Raw genomic sequence first — 19,608 nt, forward strand, 5'->3', positions numbered from 1 at the left:
CGTCCGCGGTGCCCGCACGCGGCAGACAGGAGTGGAGTGGACCGGGGCCCGTACGCCCTCGGGCCCGTCCGTCGACACCGAGGAGAGCCACCGATGCTGTTCCACGATCACCGGCACGCGGGCCGGGAGCTGGCCGCGCGGCTCGTCGAGCGGGCCGCCGACGGCGCTCTGCGCGATCCCGTCGTCCTGGCCCTGCCGCGCGGCGGCGTCCCCGTCGCGGCGGAGGTCGCGCGAGCCCTGGGGACCTCGCTGGACGTGGTGGTGGCCCGCAAGATCGGGGCACCGGGCAGCCCGGAGACCGGGGTCGGGGCGATCGTGGGCGACGAGCCGCCCGTGTACGACCGGCGGTCCCTGGAGCTGCTGGGGCTGACCGAGGAGGCACTCGCCGCGGACGTGGAGCGCGAGCGGACGGAGCTGCGCCGCCGGGAGGAGCTGTACCGCGGCGGCCGCCCCGCCCCGGACGTCGGCGGGCGGACCGTCCTCCTCGTCGACGACGGTCTGGCCACCGGTGTCACCGCGCGTGCCGCCCTGCGGTTCCTGCGCCGCCGCGACCCCGCCCGGCTGGTACTCGCCGTGCCGGTCGGCGCGCCCGAGTCCGCCGAGTCGCTGCGCCGGGACGCCGACGACGTCGTCTGCCCGCACCGGCCGCGGTCCTTCCAGTCGGTCGGCGAGTGGTACGAGGACTTCGCCCAGGTCTTGGACCGCGAGGTGATCGACACCCTGCGCGCCTTCGGCCGCCCGTCGCGGGGCTGACGGCGGCGCGGTGCCCGGGGCCGCCGCTCCACCTGCCGGACCGGTGAAAAACGGCGCCACGCCGGACGGCTGCGGACGTGCTCGGGCACCGGGGTGTTTGCCTGCACAGCACCAGCGCCCCTCTGAAGGAGGACCCCGTGTCATCACAGCAGCCGGCTCTCTCGTACACCGTGCCGGGGCTGAGCCGAGAAGCGGGCAGCGAGATCATCGCCCTGCTGCAGGCACGTCTGCACGCGCTCAACGACGTGGCCCTGACGCTCAAGCACATCCACTGGAACGTGGTCGGGCCGCACTTCATCGCCGTGCACGAGATGCTCGACCCCCAGGTCGAACAGGTGCGCTCCATGATCGACGACCTCGCCGAGCGGATCTCCACCTTGGGCGGCGAGCCGAAGGGCACCCCCGGGGCCCTGGTGGCCGAGCGCGACTGGAGCGACTACTCCATCCGCCGCGCCGAGGCCATCGAGCACCTCGGCGCACTCGACCTCGTGTACACCTCGGTGATCGAGGACCACCGTGCGGCGATGGCGGCGACCGAGGAGTCCGACCCCGTCACCCAGGACATGCTGATCGAGCAGCTGCGCGGTCTCGAACTGTTCCAGTGGTTCGTCCGGGCCCACCTCGAGTCCAGCGGGGGCAGGCTCAGCACCGCGGGCGCGAAGTCCGAGCGGGCCGCCGCGCACGCCGCCGCGAACCAGGCACAGAACCAGCCCTGACCGGCCAGCACCGCCCGGAATGACCGGTGCGGCGCCTTGACGCATGATGGAAGTCGTCATTCCGGTCTTCGGAAGGAGGACTCCTCATGGCCGAGGACAAGAAGCTCCGCAAGGGCGACGACGTCACCTGGAAGAGCCACGGACAGACCGTGCGCGGCACGGTGAAGAAGAAGATCACCGAGCGGTCCGAGGCGGCCGGCCGTACCGTCGCCGCCTCCCCGGACGAGCCGCAGTACGAGGTCGAGAGCGACGCGTCCGGCCGCCACGCGGTGCACAGGACCGAGGCGCTGCGGAAGAAGGGCAAGGGTTCGTGAGCGGCGACGCGGACGCGGACCGCGAGGAGACCGAGCGGCTGTTCGGCGAAGCCGTGAACATGACCGCGGGCGAGCTGGAGAAGTGGCTGGAGACGCCCGAGTCGCGGGAGGTGGGCCAGTCCGACGGCTCCGGCGAGAGCGTCGGCCACGCGTCCGGCCGCCGCATCGTCGGCCTGCTGCGGACGAAGCGGGCCGAGCTGGGCGAGGACGACCTGGCCCACATGCGCAAGGTCGTCGGCTACGTGCACCGGCACATCGAGCAGCGTCCGCAGGGCGACATCACCGGCACCCGCTGGCGGTACTCGCTGATGAACTGGGGCCACGACCCCACCAGATGACCCGGGCACGGAGCCGGCCGCCGACACCGGCCCACGACGGTGAGGCGAACGTCACGCCGGGCGGCCGGAGCGGTCCGGTTGCGTGACGACGCACCCGGGACAAGGATTGATCCCTTGTGAGCCAACACTTTGATGTTCTTGTCCTGGGAGCCGGGCCCGGCGGCTACACCGCCGCCGTCCGCAGCGCGCAACTCGGCCTCTCCACCGCGATCGTCGAGGAGCGCTACTGGGGAGGCGTCTGCCTCAACGTCGGTTGCATTCCCTCCAAGGCCCTGCTGCGCAACGCCGAGATGGTGCGCTTCGTCAGGGACGAGGCCGCGGACTACGGGATCTCCGTCGGCGGCGGGGTGACCGCCGACTACGGGGCCGCCCACCAGCGCAGCCGCAAGGTCGCGGACGGCCGGGTGAAGGGCGTCCACTATCTGATGAAGAAGAACGCCATCACCAAGTTCGAGGGGCGGGGCGCCTTCACCGACGACCACACCCTCGTGGTCACCTCCGCCGACGGCACCACCGAGACGGTGACGTTCGGCCACTGCGTCATCGCGGCCGGGGCGAGTCCGCGGCTGCTGCCCGGTACGTCGCTGTCCGAGCGTGTGGTCACCTATGAGAGCCAGATCCTCTCCGGGACACTGCCCGGCAGCATCGTCATCGCGGGCGCGGGCGCGATCGGCGTCGAGTTCGCCTACGTGCTGAGCAGCTACGGCGTCGAGGTGACGATCGTCGAATTCCTCGACCGCATGGTCCCGTTGGAGGACGAGGAGATCTCCAAGGAGCTGGCGAAGCACTACCGCAAGCTCGGGATCCAGGTGTTCACGGGCACCGCCGTGACGGACATCGACGACTCGGGCGAGCGCGTCCGGGTCACCGTCGAACAGGGCGGTGAGCGCCGGACGCTGGAGACGGACAAGGTGCTCCAGGCGATCGGCTTCGCCCCGAACGTGCGGGGTTACGGCCTGGAGACCACCGGGGTCCGCCTCACCGAGCGCGGCGCCGTCGACGTCGACGGACGCTGCCGGACCAGCGTGCCCCACATCTTCGCGATCGGGGACGTCACGGCGAAACTGATGCTGGCCCACGCGGCGGAGGCCATGGCCATGGTGGCCGCCGAGACCATCGCCGACGCGGAGACGATGGAGCTGGACTACACGATGATCCCGCGGGCCACGTACTGCCAGCCGCAGGTCGCCAGCTTCGGCTGGACGGAGGCCCAGGCGCGCGAGCGGGGCTTCGACGTCCAGGTGATGAAGTTCCCGTTCACCGCCAACGGCAAGGCCCACGGTCTGGGACACGCGGTCGGCTTCGTCAAGGTCATCAGCGACGGCGAGCACGGCGAGCTGCTGGGCGCCCATCTCATCGGGCCCGAAGTGACCGAGCTGCTGCCGGAGTTGACGCTCGCCCAGCAGTGGGACCTGACGGTGCACGAGGTCGCCCGCAACGTCCACGCCCACCCCACGCTCGGCGAGGCGGTCAAGGAGGCCGTCCACGGCCTGGCCGGGCACATGATCAACATGTAGCTCCGCCGGACCGCGCGGGGACCGCGGCCGGCCGGGCGCCCCGGGCCCGGCCCGGCCGCGAGGGGCGGTCTGCCCCCTCGTCCCGCCTGCTCGCGGACCCGTTCGTCCGTGGCCGCCGCGGCGTCGCGGGGGCCACGCGGGTCAGTTCTTGCGGCCCACTCCGCCGAACATGGCACGCTCGCGCAGCTCGTCGAAGTCGGGCGTCTCGTTCACGTGGTGGCTCCCGGGATCTGATGGACCGTCACCGGACAACCTGACGGCCGGGTCCGGAGGGAGACACCCCTGTCGGCGCCGCCCGGGACACGGGCGACGCGGACCCGGTGACGCCTGGCGCGGCCGAGCACAGGACCGGGGGCGGCCACGACGGCGGCCGCCCCCGGTCCCTCGCATGTACCGCCTCAGAGGCTCCGGCGGCTCCCCGGGCCGGCGGCCGTCGGGGCGGAGTGCCCGAAGCGGGCCCAGAGGGTGCGCTGCGTGAACAGCGTGAGTATGCCGGCGATGAGCATGCCCGCCAGGTTCACCCCGAGCTGGGTCAGGGAGGCACCCACCTCGCCCCAGTGCCCCAGGGCGACGGCCACGGCGAGGTTTCCGGCGGCCGGCACGGTGGTGACCGAGATGAAGACACCGACCAGTGCCGAGGACTTCCCCGCGGTCAGCGACAGGATCCCGGCCGTGCCCGCCAGCAGGGCGACGACGAACGACCAGCGGTCGGGGTGGATGATGAAGTCGGTCAGCGGCCTGTCGTCGAGCATGTCCGGCGTGATCCAGCCCAGCGCGCGGGCGGCCCAGGCGCACACCAGGGTGATCGCCACGGCGACGGCGAAGCCGATCACGAGGCTGCGGGCGGCCGAGCCGACCAGGGGCCACTGGCGCCGCAGCAGTCCCAGGCACATGGCCGCGACCGGTCCGAACTCCGGTCCGAGGACCATCGCGCCGACGATGAGAATGGGCTGGTCGAGCAGCGCGCCGATGGCCGCGATCTGGGTGGCCAGCGTCAGGAACGCCAGGAAGGCCCAGGTCAGCTTCGCGTCGGCGGCTGTACGGGCGGCGAGGCCCTCCCAGACGACGGCGTCGTCGGGGTCACCGGGCGCCGCGTGTTCGGCCTTCTCGGCCGCGTCGGAGATCGACAGGTCGAGTTCCTGGACCGTGACGGCGCCGGTGTGTTTCAGCCCGAGGTCCCTCAGCCCCGCGAGGACGGCGTTCGCCCCCTCGCGGGCGACCTCGAACTCGACCAGGTCACCCGCCGGCTCGTAGGCGGCGCCCGGGAGTCTGAGGATGTTGGCGACCGCGTGCGAGGCGGCCGCGGTCCGCAGCACCTCGTCGGTCCGGTCGGCGGGAGTGATCACTCGAACATGCAGCACGCACGGCATTGTGCCCGGCCGCCCCGGCGGCCGGGCACACGGGGCCCCTCCGAGCCCCGTGTCGCCTCACACCCCGTGCCGCAGGGTGTCGAGGGTGGCGTCGAGGTCGGCGTGCCGGGGCCGGTTGTGGGGCAGCCTGGCGAGGACGGCGGCCATGCCGCACGTGCCGCTGAGGGCGGAGAAGACCAGGCCGCCTCCGATCGCCCCGGAGAGCAGCCGGGCGCGACGGTGGCGGGTGCCCACGGCGAGACCGAGCAGGACGAGGGAGCCGGCGGCGAGGCGGACCTGGCGCTCCATGCCCCAGACGCGCCCGGCGCCCTCCGGGCTGTCGAGCGCGTGTCCCTGCCGGGCCCAGGCGGTGGTGCCGCCGGTGAGGGTGGCCGCGGGGACGCCGGAGGCGGCGAGTTCGCCGCACGCGGTGGCGGAGCGGTTGCCGGAGGCGCAGACCATCAGCAGGTCTCCCCTGGCCGCGGCGGCCCTCAGCGCGGGCAGCGCGGCGCGCAGGCGGTCCAGGGGGACGTTGTGGGCGCCGGGAAGGTGGCCGGAGGCGTACTCGCCGGGGGTGCGGACGTCGACGACGGTGTAGTCGCCGAGCCGGGCCGCCGCCTGGGCGGGGAGGACGGAGAGGAGGGTGGTCATGCGCGGTGTTCCTTTTCTGTACGGGCCGGGGCCAAGGGCCCCGAACGGGATAGAATACCCCTGCGGGTATGGACGAGGGAGGACACGTGGAGCTGGACATGGCGGCCGACGAGCTGAAGTCGGTGCTCAACCGGCTCAAGCGGGCCCAGGGCCAGATCGCCGGCATCATCCGGATGATCGAGGAGGGCCGGGACTGCGAGGACGTGATCACGCAGCTGGCGGCGGTCTCCCGCGCTCTGGACCGGGCCGGGTTCGCGATCATCGCGACCGGTCTGCAGCACTGCATGACCGACGGCAGGTACGAGGCCGCGGACCGGGGACAGATGCGGGCCCGGCTGGAGAAGCTGTTCCTCTCCCTGGCCTGACCCACCGGTTTCCCGGTCCGACCCACCGGTCACGTCAGCGCGTCGGCGAGCATGAACGCGGCGACCGCGAGGAGCATGACGGCGAACAGCCGCTGAAGGCCGCGCCCCGACACCTTCTCCGCCAGCCGCCTGCCGTCCCGGGCGCCCAGGATCGCGGCACCCGTGAACGGTGCGACGACCGCCCAGTCCAGTCCCGTCGTCCCGCCGGAGCGGGTGAACAGGGACGTCAGCGAGTTGACCGTGATGACCAGCAGGCTGGTCCCGACGGCGGCCTGCATTTCGAACGCGAGGACGGTGACCAGCGCGGGAACGGCGAGGAATCCGCCGCCCACGCCGAGCAGTCCCGTCACCGCGCCCAGCCCGGCCCCGGCGCCCCCCGCCTTCAGGGGCCGCACGGTCCGCGCCCCCTCCGGGGCCGGCTCCGGCCCGGGGCGCAGCATCTTCACGGCGGCCAGTGCGGCGACCGCGGCGAAGGCCGCGGTCAGGACCGGTTGCGGAAGGCGGGCGGCGCCCTGCCCCGCGAGTGCGGCGGGGACGACGCCCGCGGCGGCGAACGCCGCTCCGGCCCTCCAGCGGACGTGTCCGGCGCGAGCGTGGGCGTACAGGGCGGTCGCCGAGGTGGCGGTGACGATGAACAGACTCGCGGTGGTGGCGGCGGCCGGGGTGAAGCCGAGCAGATACATCAGGGCCGGAACGGCCAGGACGCTGCCGCCTCCCCCGAGCGCGCCGAGCGCCAGACCGACCACGGCCCCGGCGGTCAGGGCCAGGATCAGCACACTCACGCCGTCGGGCCGCCTTCGCCGTCCCCACGTACGACGGGCAGGCCGGCGTCCCGGGCTGCGTCGAAGCCGTCGTCGACCGCGACCACGTCACGGCCTTCCGCGTCGAGCATCGAGGCGGCGATCGCGGCCCGCATCCCGCCCGCGCAGTGCACCCACACCCGCCCGGCCGGGACTTCTCCGGTGCGCCCGTGCAGTTCGTGGATTGGTATGTGCACCGATCCGCGCAGGTGTCCGGCGGCGCGCTCGGAGTCGCGGCGCACGTCCAGCACCACCGGCTCCTCACCGCGTTCGCGGGCCCGCCGCAGCGCGGCGAAGTCCGCGCGGGGGAAGGTACGCGGGTCCTCACCCGCCCGCAGCCAGGAGGCCGGCCCGCCCGTGGCGGCCGCGGCCGGACGGTCGATGCCGACCCGCACCAGCTCCCGCTGGGCCGCGGCGAGCTGCTCGGCGGTCGCGGCGAGCAGGGTGACGGGCCTGCCCCACGGGATCAGCCAGGCCAGATAGGTGGCGAGCTTGCCCTCGGCCTCGAAGTTGAACGTCCCGGCCACGTGCCCCCGCGAGAAGGCGGTGCGGCTGCGGACGTCGACGACCCACTCCCCGGCGGCCAGACGCCGGGCGATCTCCTCGCCGTCGGCGGGCTCGGGCGGGGTCAGGTTCACGGGCGCCGGACCGCCGGCGTTGAGCGGGCCCATGTGCGCGTAGTAGGCGGGCACGTCCTCCAGCCCGGCCAGCAGGTGCGCCACGAAGGTGTCGGCGTCCTGGGTCAGCGCGTCGTTGCCGGCCCGCTCCTCGCCGATGGTGCTGGCTTCGCCCCCGGCCTGCGAGGAGGAGCAGAAACTCCCGAAGCCGTGGGTGGGAAGCACCCGCACGTCGTCGTGGAGCTCGGCGGCCAGCCGGTGCGCGGAGGCGTGCTGGGCGCGGGCCAGCTGTTCGGTCAGCCGCGGCTCGACAAGATCGGGGCGCCCGACCGTGCCGATGAGCAGCGACCCACCGGTGAACGCGGCCACCTCCCGACCGTCCTCGGCCAGCAGGTAGGACATGTGGTGCGGGGTGTGTCCGGGTGTGGCCATCGCCCGCAGGCTCAGGCCGGTGTCGACGGCGACGCTGTCGCCGTCGGCGACCGGGACCCGGGCAAAGGAGACCGCCGCCCCGGCCGGCACCAGGTACCGCGCGCCGGTCAGCCGGGCCAGCTCCGGTCCGCCGGTGACGTAGTCGTTGTGCACATGGGTCTCCACGACGTACCCGATCCGCACCCCGCGGCCGGCCGCCGCCACCACGATCCGCTCCACGTCGCGCGGCGGGTCGACGACCACCGCCGTCGTGGCCCCGCCCGCGAGGTAACTGCGGTTGCCCAGGCCTTCGGTCTCCAGGACGTCCACGAAGAACACGGTCGGCTCCTCCCATAAGCTTTACCCCGGGGGGTATCTGTCCCTCCACTGTAACAGTGATACCCCCCGGGGTATTTCTCAGGGCGGAGACGGCCCGGGCCCGCCGTGGGACGTACGGGCCGCCCGGCCACGCCCGTCCCACGGGTACCTCACCTCGGGTCAGCGCACACGGCCCCGCGGCTTCAGGGCCACCGGCGGCAGGGCGGGGGCGGACAGCCGGTCACCGTCGTAGCCCTTCACCTCGCCGAAGCGGTCGCCCTCCATCCAGTCCCGCCGGGCGGTCTCGATGTCCGCGTGCGAGCGGCCGATGAAGTTCCACCACATGACGAGCTCCTCCTCGAAGGGCTCGCCGCCGAGGAGCATCAGCCCCGCGTCCGACGCGGCGCGCAGCGGGAGTTCGGTGCGCCCGCAGCCCAGGTACAGCATGGAGCCGGGCAGCACCGGGACGCCGTCCACCTGGACCTCGCCGGACATCGACAGGACGGCGTACTCGAAGCCGGGCTCCAGCGGCAGGCGCACGTCGGCGCCGCCCGCCAGCGCCAGGTCGGCGCCGACCAGCGGCGTGTACGTCGTACCGGGCGAGGTCGCGCCGTCGAGGGTGCCCAGGATGAGCGTGGCGGTGAGGCCCGGGGCCGTGACGACGGGCAGCTCGGCGTGGTGCTCGAAGCGCGGGTCGGTGTGGCGGTGCCGGTCCGGCAGGGCCACCCACAACTGCGCGCCGTGCAGCAGGCGGGCGTGCGGCCTGGGACTCTCCTCGGAGTGGCTGATGGCCCGGCCGGAGGTCATCAGGCCCAGCTGGCGCGGGAGGATGGTCCGCAGGCTGCCCGTGGAGTCGCGGTGCAGCACCTCCCCCTCGTGCAGCCAGCTGACCGTCTGCAGGCCCATGTGCGGATGCGGCGGAACCTGCATCCCGGGCTCGTCGGCGATGTCGTCGGGACCGTAGTGATCGACGAAGCACCAGGCGCCGACCATGCGCCGGCCCAGGTTGGGCAGCAGACGGCGGACCTCGGTGGACTCGCCGAGCTTGACCCGGCGGGGGCTGAGCAGTTCACGTACCGGCTCGGCCACCACGAAACCGCGGCCGCCGCAGAGCGCGGGAACCGCCTCGCGATCAAGATTGCTCATGCCGCTCAACCTAGCCGGGTCGCGCCCGCCGCGTCAGGCCGTCGGACCGTGGCCCGCCCGGACGGTCCGGGCCGGGGTCCGCGGATCGGGGGTCGCGGACCGGGGGGCCCGGGCCGGATGGCCGGGGGCGGCGGAGGCGCACGGCCGGGAAGGACGGGGAAGGACGCGGCCCTTCGCGGAGGTTGCGTGCGCGCGGCCGTCCGTCTTGGCATGCTGGCGCGATGGCATCACTGAGCGACCCCACCCCCTCGCGGTCCGTCAGCGACCAGGTCGAGGAACTCCTCGCACACGAGGGCCCCCTGCCGATCGTGGCCGCCGGCGACCCGGTGCTGCGCCGCGTCGCCGAGCCCTTCGACGGCCAGCTGGACCCGGGCCTGCTGGCACGCTTCGTCGCCGCCCTGCGGGCGACCATGCACGCGGCTCCCGGCGTCGGGCTGGCCGCCCCGCAGGTCGGTGTGGACCTGCGGCTCGCGGTCGTCGAGGACCCGGCGCCGGTCCCCGAGGAGGTGCGCCGTGCCCGCGGACGGGTGCCCCTGCCGTTCCGGGTACTGGTCAATCCGGCGTACGAGCCGGTCGGCCGGGCGCGTGCCGCGTTCTACGAGGGCTGCCTGAGCGTGCCGGGCTGGCAGGCGGTGGTCGCGCGCCACGCCGAGGTGCGGCTCACCGCGTTCGACGAGCACGGCCGTCCGGTGGACGAGGTCCTCACCGGATGGCCCGCGCGCATCGTCCAGCACGAGACCGACCACCTCGACGGCATGCTCTACGTCGATCACGCGGAACCGCGCTCGCTCGCGTCCAGTCAGGCGATGGCGGAGCGCTGGAACGAGCCGACGCCGGTACGGGCGGCGCGGGCCCTCGGCTTCGCACTGCCCGAGTAGGACGCACGCCCCGAAGGCGTACGCCCCGCGTGGGACGTACGCCCCGGGCGCCCGCTCCTACCCCCGGTAGGCCTCCAGGAGCCGCAGCCACACCTCGCCGACCGTCGGGTAGGAGGGCACCGCGTGCCAGAGCCGGCTGATCGGGACCTCCCCGGCGACGGCGATCGTGGCCGAGTGGATCAGCTCGCCGACCCCGGGGCCGACGAAGGTGACGCCGGCGAGCGTCTCGGTGTCGAGGTCGACGACCATGCGGGCGCGTCCGCGGTAGCCGTCGGCGTAGAGCCCGGCGCCCGCGACGGTGGACAGGTCCACGTCGACGGCGCGGACGCGGCGGCCCGCCTCCCGGGCCTCGGCGAGGGAGAGGCCCACGGCGGCGGCCTCGGGGTCGGTGAAGACGACCTGCGGGACGGCCGCGTGGTCCGCGGTCGCCGCGTGCGCCCCCCACCGGTCGCTCTCCAGCAGGGGCACGCCCTGCGCGCGGGCGGCGATGGCGGCTCCCGCGATGCGTGCCTGGTACTTGCCCTGATGGGTGAGCAGGGCGCGATGATTGACGTCGCCGACCGCGTACAGCCAGGTGCTTCCCGACACCCGCAGGCTGTCGTCGACGGACAGCCAGGAGCCGGGTTCCAGGCCGACCGTCTCCAGACCGAGGTCGTCGGTGCGGGGGGCGCGGCCGGTGGCGAAGAGGATCTCGTCGGCCTCGACGCGGTCGCCGGTGCCGGTGGTGACCATGACCGTCGGGCCCTCGCGGGTCACCCCGGTGACCGAGGTGCCGGTCCGTACGTCCGCGCCCGCCTCGGTGAGCGCCTCGGCGACCAGCTCCCCGGCGAAGGGCTCCATCCGTGGCAGCAGAGCCTCCCCCCGTACGAGGAGGGTGACCCGCGAGCCGAGCGCCTGCCAGGCGGTGGCCATCTCGACGCCCACGACGCCGCCGCCCACGACGACCAGCCGCCCGGGGACGGACTGGGCGCTGGTGGCCTCGCGGCTCGTCCAGGGCCTGACCTCGTCGAGGCCCGGCAGACCGGGCAGCAGGGCGCGGCTGCCGGTGGCCACGACGACGGCCTGCCGGGCGGTGAGCTCGTGCCGCTCGCCCTCTGGCCCGTCGACCGTGACTCGGCGCGCCCCGGCGAGCCGCCCGTGCCCCCGGTAGAGGTGGGCTCCGGTGCTCTCCAGCCAGTCGACCTGGCCTCCGTCCTTCCAGTGGCTCGTGTAGTAGTTCCGGTGGGCCAGCACGGCGGCCGCGTCGAGGGGGCCCTGCACGGACTGCCTGAGGCCGGGTACGCGGCGGGCGTCGGCGCGGGCGATGGCCGGCCGCAGGAGTGCCTTGCTGGGCATGCAGGCCCAGTAGGAGCACTCGCCGCCGACCAGTTCGCTCTCCACCACCGCGGTGGAGAGGCCCGCCGCGCGGGCGCGGTCGGCGACGTTCTCCCCCACGGGTCCGGCCCCGAGCACCACGACGTCGTACGCGATGGATTCCGTTTCCGTCATGGGGCCAGTCTGGTCGGTGGTGTGCGCCGTGGCCACACGGGTATGGGCGCGGAATACGCCGTCCGCCGACGGCGTTGTGCACGGCGGCTTCGCCCCATACACCAGGAAGAGGGATTCAGCCATGAGCACCATGGAGCTCACCAAGGAGAACTTCGACCGGACGGTCACGGACAACGAGTTCGTCCTGATCGATTTCTGGGCGTCCTGGTGCGGGCCGTGCCGTCAGTTCGCCCCCGTGTACGAGAAGGCGGCCGAGGCCAATCCCGACCTGGTCTTCGGCAAGGTGGACACCGAGGCGCAGCCGGAGCTGGCCGCGGCCTTCGGTATCCAGTCGATCCCGACCCTGATGATCGTCCGTGATCAGGTGGCCGTGTTCGCGCAGCCGGGTGCGCTGCCCGAGTCCGCGCTGGAGGACGTCATCGGCCAGGCCCGGAAGCTGGACATGGACGAGGTCCGCAAGTCCGTGGCCGCGCAGCAGGCACAGCAGGCCGATCAGGGCGAGTAGGGCGCAGGGCGGGGAGCCGGGCCCCTCCCGGGGCGGGAGGGGCCGTCACCGGGGCAGGGCAGGCCCCGTGCGGTCGGCGGCCGGCCCGGCCGCCCTCAGCTGGATTCGCGGTGCACGACTCTCGCGTCGAGCACGTCGTGCTCCTCGGGTGGACCGCCCGGGTCGCGGACCGCGCGGTCGACGAGTTCCGCGAGGTCGCGCCCCGAGGGCAGTTCGATGTGCACCGTGCTGAGCCGGGGCCGCAGCAGCCGGCCGAGCATCAGGTCGTCGGCGCCGACGACGGCCGTCTCGTCCGGGATGCCGATGCCCTCGTCCTTCAGGGCGCGCGTCAGCAGCATCGCGTACTCGTCGTTGTACGCGAACACCGCGTCCAGGCCGAGGGAGCGCCAGCGCCGGGCGAGGCGGGCGGCGGCCTCCTCCTCGTAGGCGAGCGGCAGTTCGACCGCTGCGGCGGCCGGGCCCCCCGCACCGCCTTCCGGCCGGTCCGCGCCGCTCACCGCGGCGCGTACGCCGTCGAGGCGGGGGCGGGAGAAGACCTCCAGGCCGGGTTCCTCCGGCATGACCACGCCGATGCGGCGGCGGCCGCGGGCCACGAGATGCGCGCCCGCGCTGTGGCCGACCCGGGCGTGGTCCATGATCAGCGCGTGGGCGCCGTCGACGCGCTGGGGGCCGAGTGTCACGACGGCGCGCGCGCCGGAGCGTTTGAGGATGTCCACCCCCTGCCGTCCAAGGCCGCTGCCCGGGACCAGCACGGCGACGGGCCGCAGCTCGGCCCAGGCGCGCGCCGCCTCGTCACCGTGCAGACCGGCGCCGCCGTACTGCACGACGGTGTAGTCGAGAGAGCCCAGGGCACCGTGGAGTTCGGTCAGGAACCGGCTGTAGAGCGGACCCACCTGCATGGGCGGCGCGGGCATCAGAACCATGCGGCTGTGCCCGGAGCGCAGCGTGCGGGCCGCCGCGTGCGGCACGTAGCCGAGTTCCTCCGCGGCCTCGTGGACGCGGCGGCGGGTGGGTTCGCTGATGCGGACGGCGCCGGTGTTGTTCAGGACGTACGAGACGGTCGCGCGGGAGACGCCGGCCAGACGGGCCACGTCGGCGCTCGTCGGCGCGGGGCGCGGTGCGGGCGGGGGCGGGGCGGGCTGTTTCGGTATCTGCACCATGACGTACCGCATCCTTCCAGAAGCACCGCTGCGGCGGGTGGCCCCGTACAGGGCGTCAGCGGCCGTACGCCGAAGCCCTGTTGGGCGCGCCGTGGAGCCGGCCGGTGCCGTCCGGGGTGTCCCGGGCGGCGGCCTGCCCGCCCCGCCCGGACGGGCGGGGCGGGCAGGGCTTAACGTGACGCGCGTGACTGCCTTCACCCATGACCCCGGACCGGCCGAAGACGACGTACCCGGCCGCCACGGCCCCGCGGCCACCGCCGAGGCCGAGCCCCGCGAGGTGGGCCGGGTACGGACGGAGTACTCCCCCGCGCACGACGGCGATCCGGACCCCGGCGAGATCGTCTGGACGTGGGTCCCCTTCGAGGAGAACGACGGGCGCGGCAAGGACCGGCCCGTGCTCGTCGTCGCCCGCGAGGCCGCCGGCACGCTGCTGGCCGTGCAGCTGTCGAGCAAGCGGCACGACGGGGACCGGGAGTGGGTGCCGATCGGCAGCGGGCCCTGGGACCGGTCGGGCCGCGACTCGTGGGTGGACGTGGACCGCGTCCTGCGCCTGCACGAGAGCGGTATGCGCCGGGAGGCGTGCGCGCTGGACCGGATGCGGTTCAACCTGGTGGCGCACCGGCTGAAGGAGCGCTACGGCTGGCGGTGACCGGCCGTGGGGCCCACCGGGGCGGCATCGGTGAACGTGCGCTCGAACGCGGCGCGGACCACCGCCCCGGGGGTCCGGTCGAGGACGCCGAGGACGACGTGCTCGAAGTACCCGGCGAACCGGCCGCCCTCCCGCGCCAGCAGCGCGTGGAAGGCGCCCGCCACCTGCGCCGGGTCGTTCCGGAAGACGCCGCATCCCCAGGCGCCCAGCACCAGCCGCCGGTAGCCGTGCGCCGCAGCCGTCTCCAGGACCCGCTCGGCCCGTGCCGAGAGGGCCGCGGGCAGGCCGCCCGCGCGCCCCGGCTCGCGGCGCAGCACCACGCCGGCGTTGGGCGCGGCGGCGGTGAGGAACCCGGCGGTGTACGGCGTGTCGAGCAGCCGGCCGCCGTCGTCGCGGAAGACGGGCACGGCGGGTGAGTGGATGACGCGGTCCGTGTAGAACGGGTCGCGGTGCGCCCGGTGGTGCTCGTAGAACGCACGGGCCCGCAGCAGGCACGTGTGGAGCGCGGAGGCCCGGCACAGGGACTCCTCCTGGGCCTGCGCGCCGTTCAGGTAGCCGCCGCCGGGATTGCGCGCCGAGGCGAAGTTCAGGACGGCCGCCGGGCCGGGGAGGCGGCGGGCGGCCTCCAGGCTGCTCTCGCCGGTGACCTCGATCAGCGTGTCCGCGGGAGCGACGGGCGGCACCTCGACGGGCCCCGGCCCGTACATGCGCGTCCCGTCCCGCGCGGCCTCGACCGCCGCGGCGATCGCCACCTCGCGTCCGCCGGGCGAGCGGTAGCGGCCCGCCGCGACGATCTCCTCCGTCCGCTGGGCGACCGCGCGCAGGCGGGCGCTCACGGCGCCACCCCCGTGCGCGCCGTGCGCGCCCCGCGCGCGATCTCCCCCGTCGTGCTCACCACGGCATCCTGAGCGATGCTGGTTCCACGGCGCAACAGAGTTTCCGCGCCCGTGGAGTGCTGCGCGAACGGTCTTTCCCGGCCCCCGACGCGGCGAATGGCGCTCTTGTGCGAACGGGTGTGCGTGGTCTTGGCTGGGACGAGCGATGCCGACCCGGCACGACCGACGCCGGGGCGGCGACATGGTGGCATCTCAGGAGGATCCCGACATGTCCGATCCAGCTGATCCGGTCGGTGACTGTACGGAGCGGCGCTCCGTCGTCACCGAGGCGGAGGTGGAGGCCCTGGTCCGGGGCATCTGCTTCAAGACCGGACCACCCCGCACCCTCGGTGTGGAAGTGGAATGGCTCGTCCACGAGCTGCGGAGTCCGCGGCTCCCCGTCACACCCGAACGACTCGACGCGGCGTACACCGCGTTGCGGACCCTGCCCCTGCGGTCGGCGCTCACCGTCGAACCGGGCGGGCAGCTGGAGCTCAGCTCCGTCCCCGCAGCCTCCCTGATGGAGTGCGTGCGGTCCGTGTCCGCCGACCTCGACGCCGTCCGCGCACTCCTGCGCGACGAAGGCCTGGGCCTGCGCGGCCTCGGCCACGAACCCTGGCATCCCCCGCGCCGCTACCTGCGCCGGCCCCGTTACGACGCCATGGAGCGGTGCCTGGACCGGGCGGGCCCCGAGGGCCGCGCCATGATGTGCTCCTCCGCCTCCGTCCAGGTGTGCCTGGACGCCGGGTACGAGGAACCGGGCCCGCTCGGGCACGGACGGCGCTGGTGGCTCGCGCACCACCTGGGCGCGGTGCTGGTCGCGGCGTTCGCGAACTCGCCGATGGCCCGTGGCGCGTACAGCGGCTGGCGCTCCACCCGGCAGCGCCTGTGGACGGCCATGGACCCCGGCCGCTCCGGCGCCCCGCCGCTCGACGGCGACCCGCGCGCCGCCTGGGCCCGCCACGCGCTGGACGCGCCGGTGATGTGCGTCCGCGCCGCGGACGGCCCCTGGGGCGTCCCCGAGGGCCTGAGTTTCCGCGCGTGGACCCGGTCCGACGACCCGCCGGACCGCGGTGACCTCGACTACCACCTGACGACCCTGTTCCCGCCGGTACGGCCGCGCGGTCATCTGGAACTGCGCATGATCGACGCCCAGCCGGGCGACGACGGGTGGATCGTGCCGCTCGCCGTGACGGCGGCGCTGTTCGACGACCCGGAGGCCGCCGAGACGGCCTACAGGACCGTCAAGCCCCTCGCGGAACGGGCCGGACCGCGGCCCGCTCCGCACAATCCGCTGTGGACCGCGGCCGCCCGGTCGGGCCTCGGGGACCCGGAGCTACGCGAGGCGGCCGTCATGTGTTTCGCGGCCGCCGCCCGGGCGCTGCCCCGGCTCGGCGCCGACGACGAGGTGCGGGCCGCGGTGGCGGCGTTCACCGACCGCTACGTGGCCCGGGGCCGCTGCCCCGCCGACGATCCGCTCAGCGAGTTCCACGGGAAGGACATCCGCACATGACCGCCCCCGAGTCACCCCGACCCCACACGGCGCAGGGAGCCGGCGCAGCGACGGCCGGCGAGGAGACGCTCCGGGAGCGCGCGCTGCACGCGCTGAGCACGGCCCGTGAACGGACGGCGCTGCTCACCTCCTGTGTGGAGGAGCCTGACCTCACCGCACAGCACTCTCCGCTGATGTCCCCCCTCGTGTGGGACCTCGCGCACATCGGCAACCAGGAGGAGCTGTGGCTGCTGCGGGCGGTCGCCGGGCGCGAGGCGATGCGGCCCGAGATCGACGGGCTGTACGACGCCTTCGAGCACCCGCGCTCCGAGCGGCCCTCCCTGCCGCTGCTGCCCCCGGACGAGGCACGGCGCTACGCGGCCGAGGTGCGCGGCCGGGTCCTCGACGTCCTGGAGAGCGCCCGCTTCGACGGGACGCCGCTGACGGAGGCGGGCTTCGCCTTCGGCATGATCGCGCAGCACGAGCAGCAGCACGACGAGACGATGCTGATCACCCATCAGCTGCGCGAGGGCCCCGCCGTCCTCACCGCGCCGGATCCGGCGCCCGCGCCGCCGCCGGCCGGGCCCGCCGAGGTCCTGGTTCCGGGCGGGCCGTTCACCATGGGCACCTCGGCCGAGCCGTGGTCGCTGGACAACGAGCGCCCCGCGCACCCGCGTATCGTGCCGCCCTTCCTCATCGACACCACGCCCGTGACGAACGCCGCGTACCAGGCGTTCATCGAGGACGGCGGCTACGACGAACCCCGCTGGTGGAATCCCGAGGGCTGGGCCCACATCCGCGGCCACTCCATCCGGGCGCCCCTGTTCTGGCACCGCGACGGCGGCCCCCGGTCCGGCCGGTGGCTGCGGCGGCGCTTCGGCGTCACCGAGCCCGTACCGCCCGGCGAACCCGTCCTGCACGTCTGCTGGTACGAGGCGGACGCGTACGCGCGCTGGGCGGGCCGCCGGCTGCCCACCGAGGCCGAGTGGGAGAAGGCCGCCCGGCACGATCCGGTCTCCGGCCGCTCCCGGCGCTATCCGTGGGGCGACGCCGACCCGACGTCCGAGCACGCCAACCTCGGCCAGCGCCATCTGCGCCCGGCGCCGGCCGGCAGTTATCCGGCGGGCGAGTCGCCGCTCGGCGTGCGGCAGCTGATCGGTGACGTGTGGGAGTGGACGGCGAGCGACTTCCTCCCCTACCCGGGGTTCGAGCCGTTCCCGTACAGGGAGTACTCGGAGGTGTTCTTCGGGCCCGACCACAAGGTGCTGCGCGGCGGCTCGTTCGCCGTGGACCCGGTGGCCTGCCGGGGGACGTTCCGCAACTGGGACTATCCGATCCGCCGGCAGATCTTCTCCGGGTTCCGCACCGCCCGCGACGCCGGCCAGGAGGGCTGATGTGCCGTCACCTGGCGTTCGTCGGGGACGCGGAACCGCTGGGCCGCCTCCTCGTGGAACCGCCGTACGGCCTCTACCGCCAGTCGTGGGCGCCCAGGAGGCAGCGGTACGGAACGGTCAACGCCGACGGATTCGGCGTCGGTTGGTACGCCGGGGACGATCCCGTCCCGGCGCGCTACCGCCGCACCGGGCCGGTCTGGGGGGACCAGTCCTTCGCCGACCTGGCGCGCGTGGTGCGCTCGGGCGCCCTGCTCGCCGCCGTACGGGACGCGACCGTGGCCGGGGCCGACGGGGAGGCGGCGGCGGCCCCGTTCGCCGCCGGCCGGTGGCTGTTCAGCCACAACGGCGCGGTCACCGGCTGGCCCCGCTCCCTGGCGCCCCTCGCGCAGACCCTGCCCCCCGTCGAGCTCCTCTCGATGGAGGCACGCTGCGACTCGGCGCTCGTCTGGGCGCTGGTGCTGAACCGGCTGCGCACCGGTGACGAGGACGGCCAGGCACTCACCGACACCGTCCTGGAGGTCGCCGAGGCGGCCCCCGACTCCCGGCTCAACCTGCTGCTGACCGACGGCGGGACGATCACCGCGACCGCCTGGGGAGACACCCTCTGGTATCTCACCGGACCGGGGCGCCGCACGGTCGTCGCCTCCGAACCCTACGACGACGATCCCCGCTGGCAGGAGGTGCCGGACCGCACGCTGCTCACCGCGACCCGCACCGACGTCCTGCTCACCCCCCTCAAGGACCCGCGCGAACACCTGGCTTCCGCACCGTCCGCACCTCCGAAGGAGCCCCGTACGTGAGCCCGTTCCTTCTCACCCGCACCCTGCCCGAGGACGCCACGGACGCCGCGCTGCGCGCCGACGTCCTGCACGGCCTCGGCTCCGATCCGAAGACACTGCCGCCCAAGTGGTTCTACGACGCGCACGGCAGCGAGCTGTTCGAGAAGATCACCGAACTGCCCGAGTACTACCCGACGCGTGCCGAGCGCGAGATCCTGCTCGCCCGGGCCGGTGAGATCGCCCGGGCGACCGGCGCGCGGACCCTGGTCGAGCTGGGGTCGGGCTCGTCCGAGAAGACCCGGCACCTGCTCGACGCGCTCACCGGCCTGCGCACCTACGTCCCGGTCGACGTCAGCGAGAGCGCCCTCACCCAGGCGGGCGAGGCGCTGGCCGCCGAGCGTCCGGGGCTCGACGTGCACGCCCTCATCGCCGACTTCACCGGCGGCCTCGCGATGCCGGACACCCCCGGACCCCGTCTGGTGGCGTTCCTCGGCGGCACGATCGGCAATCTGCTGCCCGCCGAGCGCGCCGCGTTCCTGACGTCGGTACGCGCCCTGCTGTCGCCCGGCGACGCGCTGCTCCTCGGCACGGACCTGGTCAAGGACGAGGGGGAACTGGTCGCGGCGTACGACGACGCGGCCGGGGTGACGGCGGCGTTCGACAAGAACGTGCTCAGTGTCGTCAACCGCGAACTCGGCGCCGACTTCGACCCGGGCGCCTTCGCGCACGTCGCGCTCTGGAACCCGGAGCACGAGTGGATCGAGATGCGGCTGCGGTCGCTCGCCGCCCAGACCGTGAAGATCCCCGCCCTCGGTCTCGCCGTCGACTTCGCGGAGGGCGAGGAGCTGCGGACCGAGGTGTCGGCGAAGTTCCGCGAGGAGGGCGTGCGCGGTGAACTGGCCGCGGCGGGGCTGGACCTGACCCACTGGTGGACGGACGAGAAGGGACGCTTCGCGCTGTCCCTCAGCACCGCCGGCTGACGCCCGGCGCGCCGCAGGCCGGCCCCCGGCGCACGCGTCCGGTGACGGCACCGGCTCCGCACGGGGCCGGTGCCGTCCGCGTACCAGGGCAGCCGGGGCGGGCGTCCGGCCGC

Annotated in this window: 21 protein-coding genes; 13 read left to right on the forward strand and 8 right to left on the reverse strand. The window is 74.3% G+C overall.

Features of this window, described 5'->3' with window-relative positions; genetic code table 11:
• Positions 1-93: 93 nt before the first annotated feature.
• The 5 genes from ACFY93_RS17970 (at position 94) to lpdA (ending at position 3,638) form a co-directional block, all read left to right on the forward strand.
• Positions 94-753 carry a phosphoribosyltransferase family protein gene (locus tag ACFY93_RS17970; protein WP_391359603.1) on the forward strand — a complete coding sequence of 220 codons (660 nt, stop codon included), beginning with the start codon at positions 94-96 and terminating at the stop codon, positions 751-753.
• A 137-nt stretch (positions 754-890) separates the two neighbouring features.
• Positions 891-1,469: a ferritin-like domain-containing protein gene (locus ACFY93_RS17975; RefSeq protein ID WP_391359606.1), complete on the forward strand. Its 579-nt coding sequence runs from the start codon at positions 891-893 to the stop codon at positions 1,467-1,469.
• Between the two features lie 86 nt (positions 1,470-1,555).
• A complete protein-coding gene (locus ACFY93_RS17980) occupies positions 1,556-1,783 on the forward strand; it encodes an HVA1 family protein (RefSeq protein ID WP_391359609.1) in 228 nt (75 codons plus the stop codon).
• Positions 1,780-2,121, forward strand: coding sequence for a DUF3140 domain-containing protein (locus tag ACFY93_RS17985; RefSeq protein WP_391359612.1), 342 nt, complete (start codon positions 1,780-1,782; stop codon positions 2,119-2,121). The genes ACFY93_RS17980 and ACFY93_RS17985 overlap by 4 nt, the downstream gene beginning before the upstream one ends.
• Positions 2,122-2,237: 116 nt before the next feature.
• Positions 2,238-3,638, forward strand: coding sequence for a dihydrolipoyl dehydrogenase (gene lpdA / locus ACFY93_RS17990; RefSeq protein WP_391359615.1), 1,401 nt, complete (start codon positions 2,238-2,240; stop codon positions 3,636-3,638).
• Between the two features lie 398 nt (positions 3,639-4,036).
• Here lpdA and ACFY93_RS17995 read toward each other — a convergent pair whose 3' ends face one another.
• Both ACFY93_RS17995 and ACFY93_RS18000 read right to left on the reverse strand, forming a co-directional pair.
• Complete coding sequence (locus tag ACFY93_RS17995; RefSeq protein ID WP_391359618.1) at positions 4,037-4,999, reverse strand: DUF389 domain-containing protein; 963 nt, start codon at positions 4,997-4,999, stop codon at positions 4,037-4,039.
• Between the two features lie 66 nt (positions 5,000-5,065).
• Positions 5,066-5,638: a rhodanese-like domain-containing protein gene (locus ACFY93_RS18000; protein ID WP_391359621.1), complete on the reverse strand. Its 573-nt coding sequence runs from the start codon at positions 5,636-5,638 to the stop codon at positions 5,066-5,068.
• Positions 5,639-5,724: 86 nt separating this feature from the next.
• On the opposite strand from ACFY93_RS18000, the gene ACFY93_RS18005 reads away from it, so the two are divergent.
• Positions 5,725-6,003 carry a metal-sensing transcriptional repressor gene (locus ACFY93_RS18005; RefSeq protein ID WP_391359922.1) on the forward strand — a complete coding sequence of 93 codons (279 nt, stop codon included), beginning with the start codon at positions 5,725-5,727 and terminating at the stop codon, positions 6,001-6,003.
• A gap of 29 nt (positions 6,004-6,032) precedes the next feature.
• Here ACFY93_RS18005 and ACFY93_RS18010 read toward each other — a convergent pair whose 3' ends face one another.
• From ACFY93_RS18010 to ACFY93_RS18020, 3 genes are all read right to left on the reverse strand, one after another.
• Complete coding sequence (locus ACFY93_RS18010) at positions 6,033-6,785, reverse strand: TSUP family transporter (RefSeq protein WP_391359623.1); 753 nt, start codon at positions 6,783-6,785, stop codon at positions 6,033-6,035.
• Positions 6,782-8,170, reverse strand: a complete 1,389-nt coding sequence (locus ACFY93_RS18015; protein WP_391359625.1) for a rhodanese-like domain-containing protein — start codon at positions 8,168-8,170, stop codon at positions 6,782-6,784. Before ACFY93_RS18015 ends, ACFY93_RS18010 begins: the two co-directional genes overlap by 4 nt.
• Before the next feature lie 159 nt (positions 8,171-8,329).
• Complete coding sequence (locus tag ACFY93_RS18020; RefSeq protein WP_391359628.1) at positions 8,330-9,295, reverse strand: pirin family protein; 966 nt, start codon at positions 9,293-9,295, stop codon at positions 8,330-8,332.
• A gap of 221 nt (positions 9,296-9,516) precedes the next feature.
• Between ACFY93_RS18020 and ACFY93_RS18025 the strand changes: the two genes are divergently transcribed.
• Entirely contained in the window at positions 9,517-10,173 is a 657-nt protein-coding gene (locus ACFY93_RS18025) for a peptide deformylase (protein ID WP_391359631.1), read from the forward strand.
• Between the two features lie 57 nt (positions 10,174-10,230).
• Here the strand turns inward: ACFY93_RS18025 and ACFY93_RS18030 are convergent, their stop codons facing one another.
• Positions 10,231-11,661, reverse strand: coding sequence for an FAD-dependent oxidoreductase (locus ACFY93_RS18030; protein ID WP_391359634.1), 1,431 nt, complete (start codon positions 11,659-11,661; stop codon positions 10,231-10,233).
• Between the two features lie 121 nt (positions 11,662-11,782).
• Here ACFY93_RS18030 and trxA point away from each other — a divergent pair, with 121 nt between their 5' ends.
• Positions 11,783-12,166, forward strand: a complete 384-nt coding sequence (trxA, locus tag ACFY93_RS18035; protein ID WP_391359637.1) for a thioredoxin — start codon at positions 11,783-11,785, stop codon at positions 12,164-12,166.
• Positions 12,167-12,261: 95 nt separating this feature from the next.
• Here trxA and ACFY93_RS18040 read toward each other — a convergent pair whose 3' ends face one another.
• On the reverse strand, positions 12,262-13,326 hold the full coding sequence (locus tag ACFY93_RS18040) for a substrate-binding domain-containing protein (protein WP_391359641.1): 1,065 nt from the start codon (positions 13,324-13,326) through the stop codon (positions 12,262-12,264).
• 184 nt (positions 13,327-13,510) lie between these two features.
• Here ACFY93_RS18040 and ACFY93_RS18045 point away from each other — a divergent pair, with 184 nt between their 5' ends.
• Positions 13,511-13,975 carry a type II toxin-antitoxin system PemK/MazF family toxin gene (locus ACFY93_RS18045; protein ID WP_391359644.1) on the forward strand — a complete coding sequence of 155 codons (465 nt, stop codon included), beginning with the start codon at positions 13,511-13,513 and terminating at the stop codon, positions 13,973-13,975.
• Here the strand turns inward: ACFY93_RS18045 and ACFY93_RS18050 are convergent.
• Positions 13,960-14,811, reverse strand: coding sequence for a TIGR02452 family protein (locus ACFY93_RS18050; protein WP_391359646.1), 852 nt, complete (start codon positions 14,809-14,811; stop codon positions 13,960-13,962). The genes ACFY93_RS18045 and ACFY93_RS18050 overlap by 16 nt on opposite strands.
• Before the next feature lie 268 nt (positions 14,812-15,079).
• On the opposite strand from ACFY93_RS18050, the gene egtA reads away from it, so the two are divergent.
• Genes egtA through egtD form a run of 4 tightly spaced genes read left to right on the forward strand, consistent with a single transcriptional unit; the run spans position 15,080 to position 19,495 of the window.
• The gene (gene egtA, locus ACFY93_RS18055) at positions 15,080-16,363 is read left to right on the forward strand and encodes an ergothioneine biosynthesis glutamate--cysteine ligase EgtA (protein WP_391359648.1); all 1,284 of its coding nucleotides are present in this window, start codon (positions 15,080-15,082) and stop codon (positions 16,361-16,363) included.
• Entirely contained in the window at positions 16,360-17,736 is a 1,377-nt protein-coding gene (gene egtB / locus ACFY93_RS18060; RefSeq protein WP_391359649.1) for an ergothioneine biosynthesis protein EgtB, read from the forward strand. Before egtA ends, egtB begins: the two co-directional genes overlap by 4 nt.
• Positions 17,736-18,536 carry an ergothioneine biosynthesis protein EgtC gene (gene egtC, locus ACFY93_RS18065; protein WP_391359652.1) on the forward strand — a complete coding sequence of 267 codons (801 nt, stop codon included), beginning with the start codon at positions 17,736-17,738 and terminating at the stop codon, positions 18,534-18,536. Before egtB ends, egtC begins: the two co-directional genes overlap by 1 nt.
• Positions 18,533-19,495, forward strand: a complete 963-nt coding sequence (gene egtD / locus ACFY93_RS18070; protein ID WP_391359655.1) for an L-histidine N(alpha)-methyltransferase — start codon at positions 18,533-18,535, stop codon at positions 19,493-19,495. The genes egtC and egtD overlap by 4 nt, the downstream gene beginning before the upstream one ends.
• Positions 19,496-19,608: the final 113 nt, after the last annotated feature.

Origin of the sequence: Streptomyces sp. NPDC008313 (genome assembly GCF_042956125.1) — a bacterium.
Classification (GTDB): domain Bacteria; phylum Actinomycetota; class Actinomycetes; order Streptomycetales; family Streptomycetaceae; genus Streptomyces.

Excerpts from the sequence above, each read along its gene's own strand:
- ACFY93_RS17970 (WP_391359603.1), top strand. The coding sequence starts at position 94 with ATGCTGTTCCACGATCACCGGCACGCGGGCCGGGAGCTGGCCGCGCGG.
- ACFY93_RS17980 (WP_391359609.1), top strand. The coding sequence starts at position 1,556 with ATGGCCGAGGACAAGAAGCTCCGCAAGGGCGACGACGTCACCTGGAAG.
- ACFY93_RS18000 (WP_391359621.1), bottom strand. The coding sequence starts at position 5,638 with ATGACCACCCTCCTCTCCGTCCTCCCCGCCCAGGCGGCGGCCCGGCTC.
- ACFY93_RS18020 (WP_391359628.1), bottom strand. The coding sequence starts at position 9,295 with ATGAGCAATCTTGATCGCGAGGCGGTTCCCGCGCTCTGCGGCGGCCGC.
- ACFY93_RS18025 (WP_391359631.1), top strand. The coding sequence starts at position 9,517 with ATGGCATCACTGAGCGACCCCACCCCCTCGCGGTCCGTCAGCGACCAG.
- ACFY93_RS18030 (WP_391359634.1), bottom strand. The coding sequence starts at position 11,661 with ATGACGGAAACGGAATCCATCGCGTACGACGTCGTGGTGCTCGGGGCC.
- trxA (WP_391359637.1), top strand. The coding sequence starts at position 11,783 with ATGAGCACCATGGAGCTCACCAAGGAGAACTTCGACCGGACGGTCACG.
- ACFY93_RS18040 (WP_391359641.1), bottom strand. The coding sequence starts at position 13,326 with ATGGTGCAGATACCGAAACAGCCCGCCCCGCCCCCGCCCGCACCGCGC.
- egtA (WP_391359648.1), top strand. The coding sequence starts at position 15,080 with ATGTCCGATCCAGCTGATCCGGTCGGTGACTGTACGGAGCGGCGCTCC.
- egtB (WP_391359649.1), top strand. The coding sequence starts at position 16,360 with ATGACCGCCCCCGAGTCACCCCGACCCCACACGGCGCAGGGAGCCGGC.
- egtC (WP_391359652.1), top strand. The coding sequence starts at position 17,736 with ATGTGCCGTCACCTGGCGTTCGTCGGGGACGCGGAACCGCTGGGCCGC.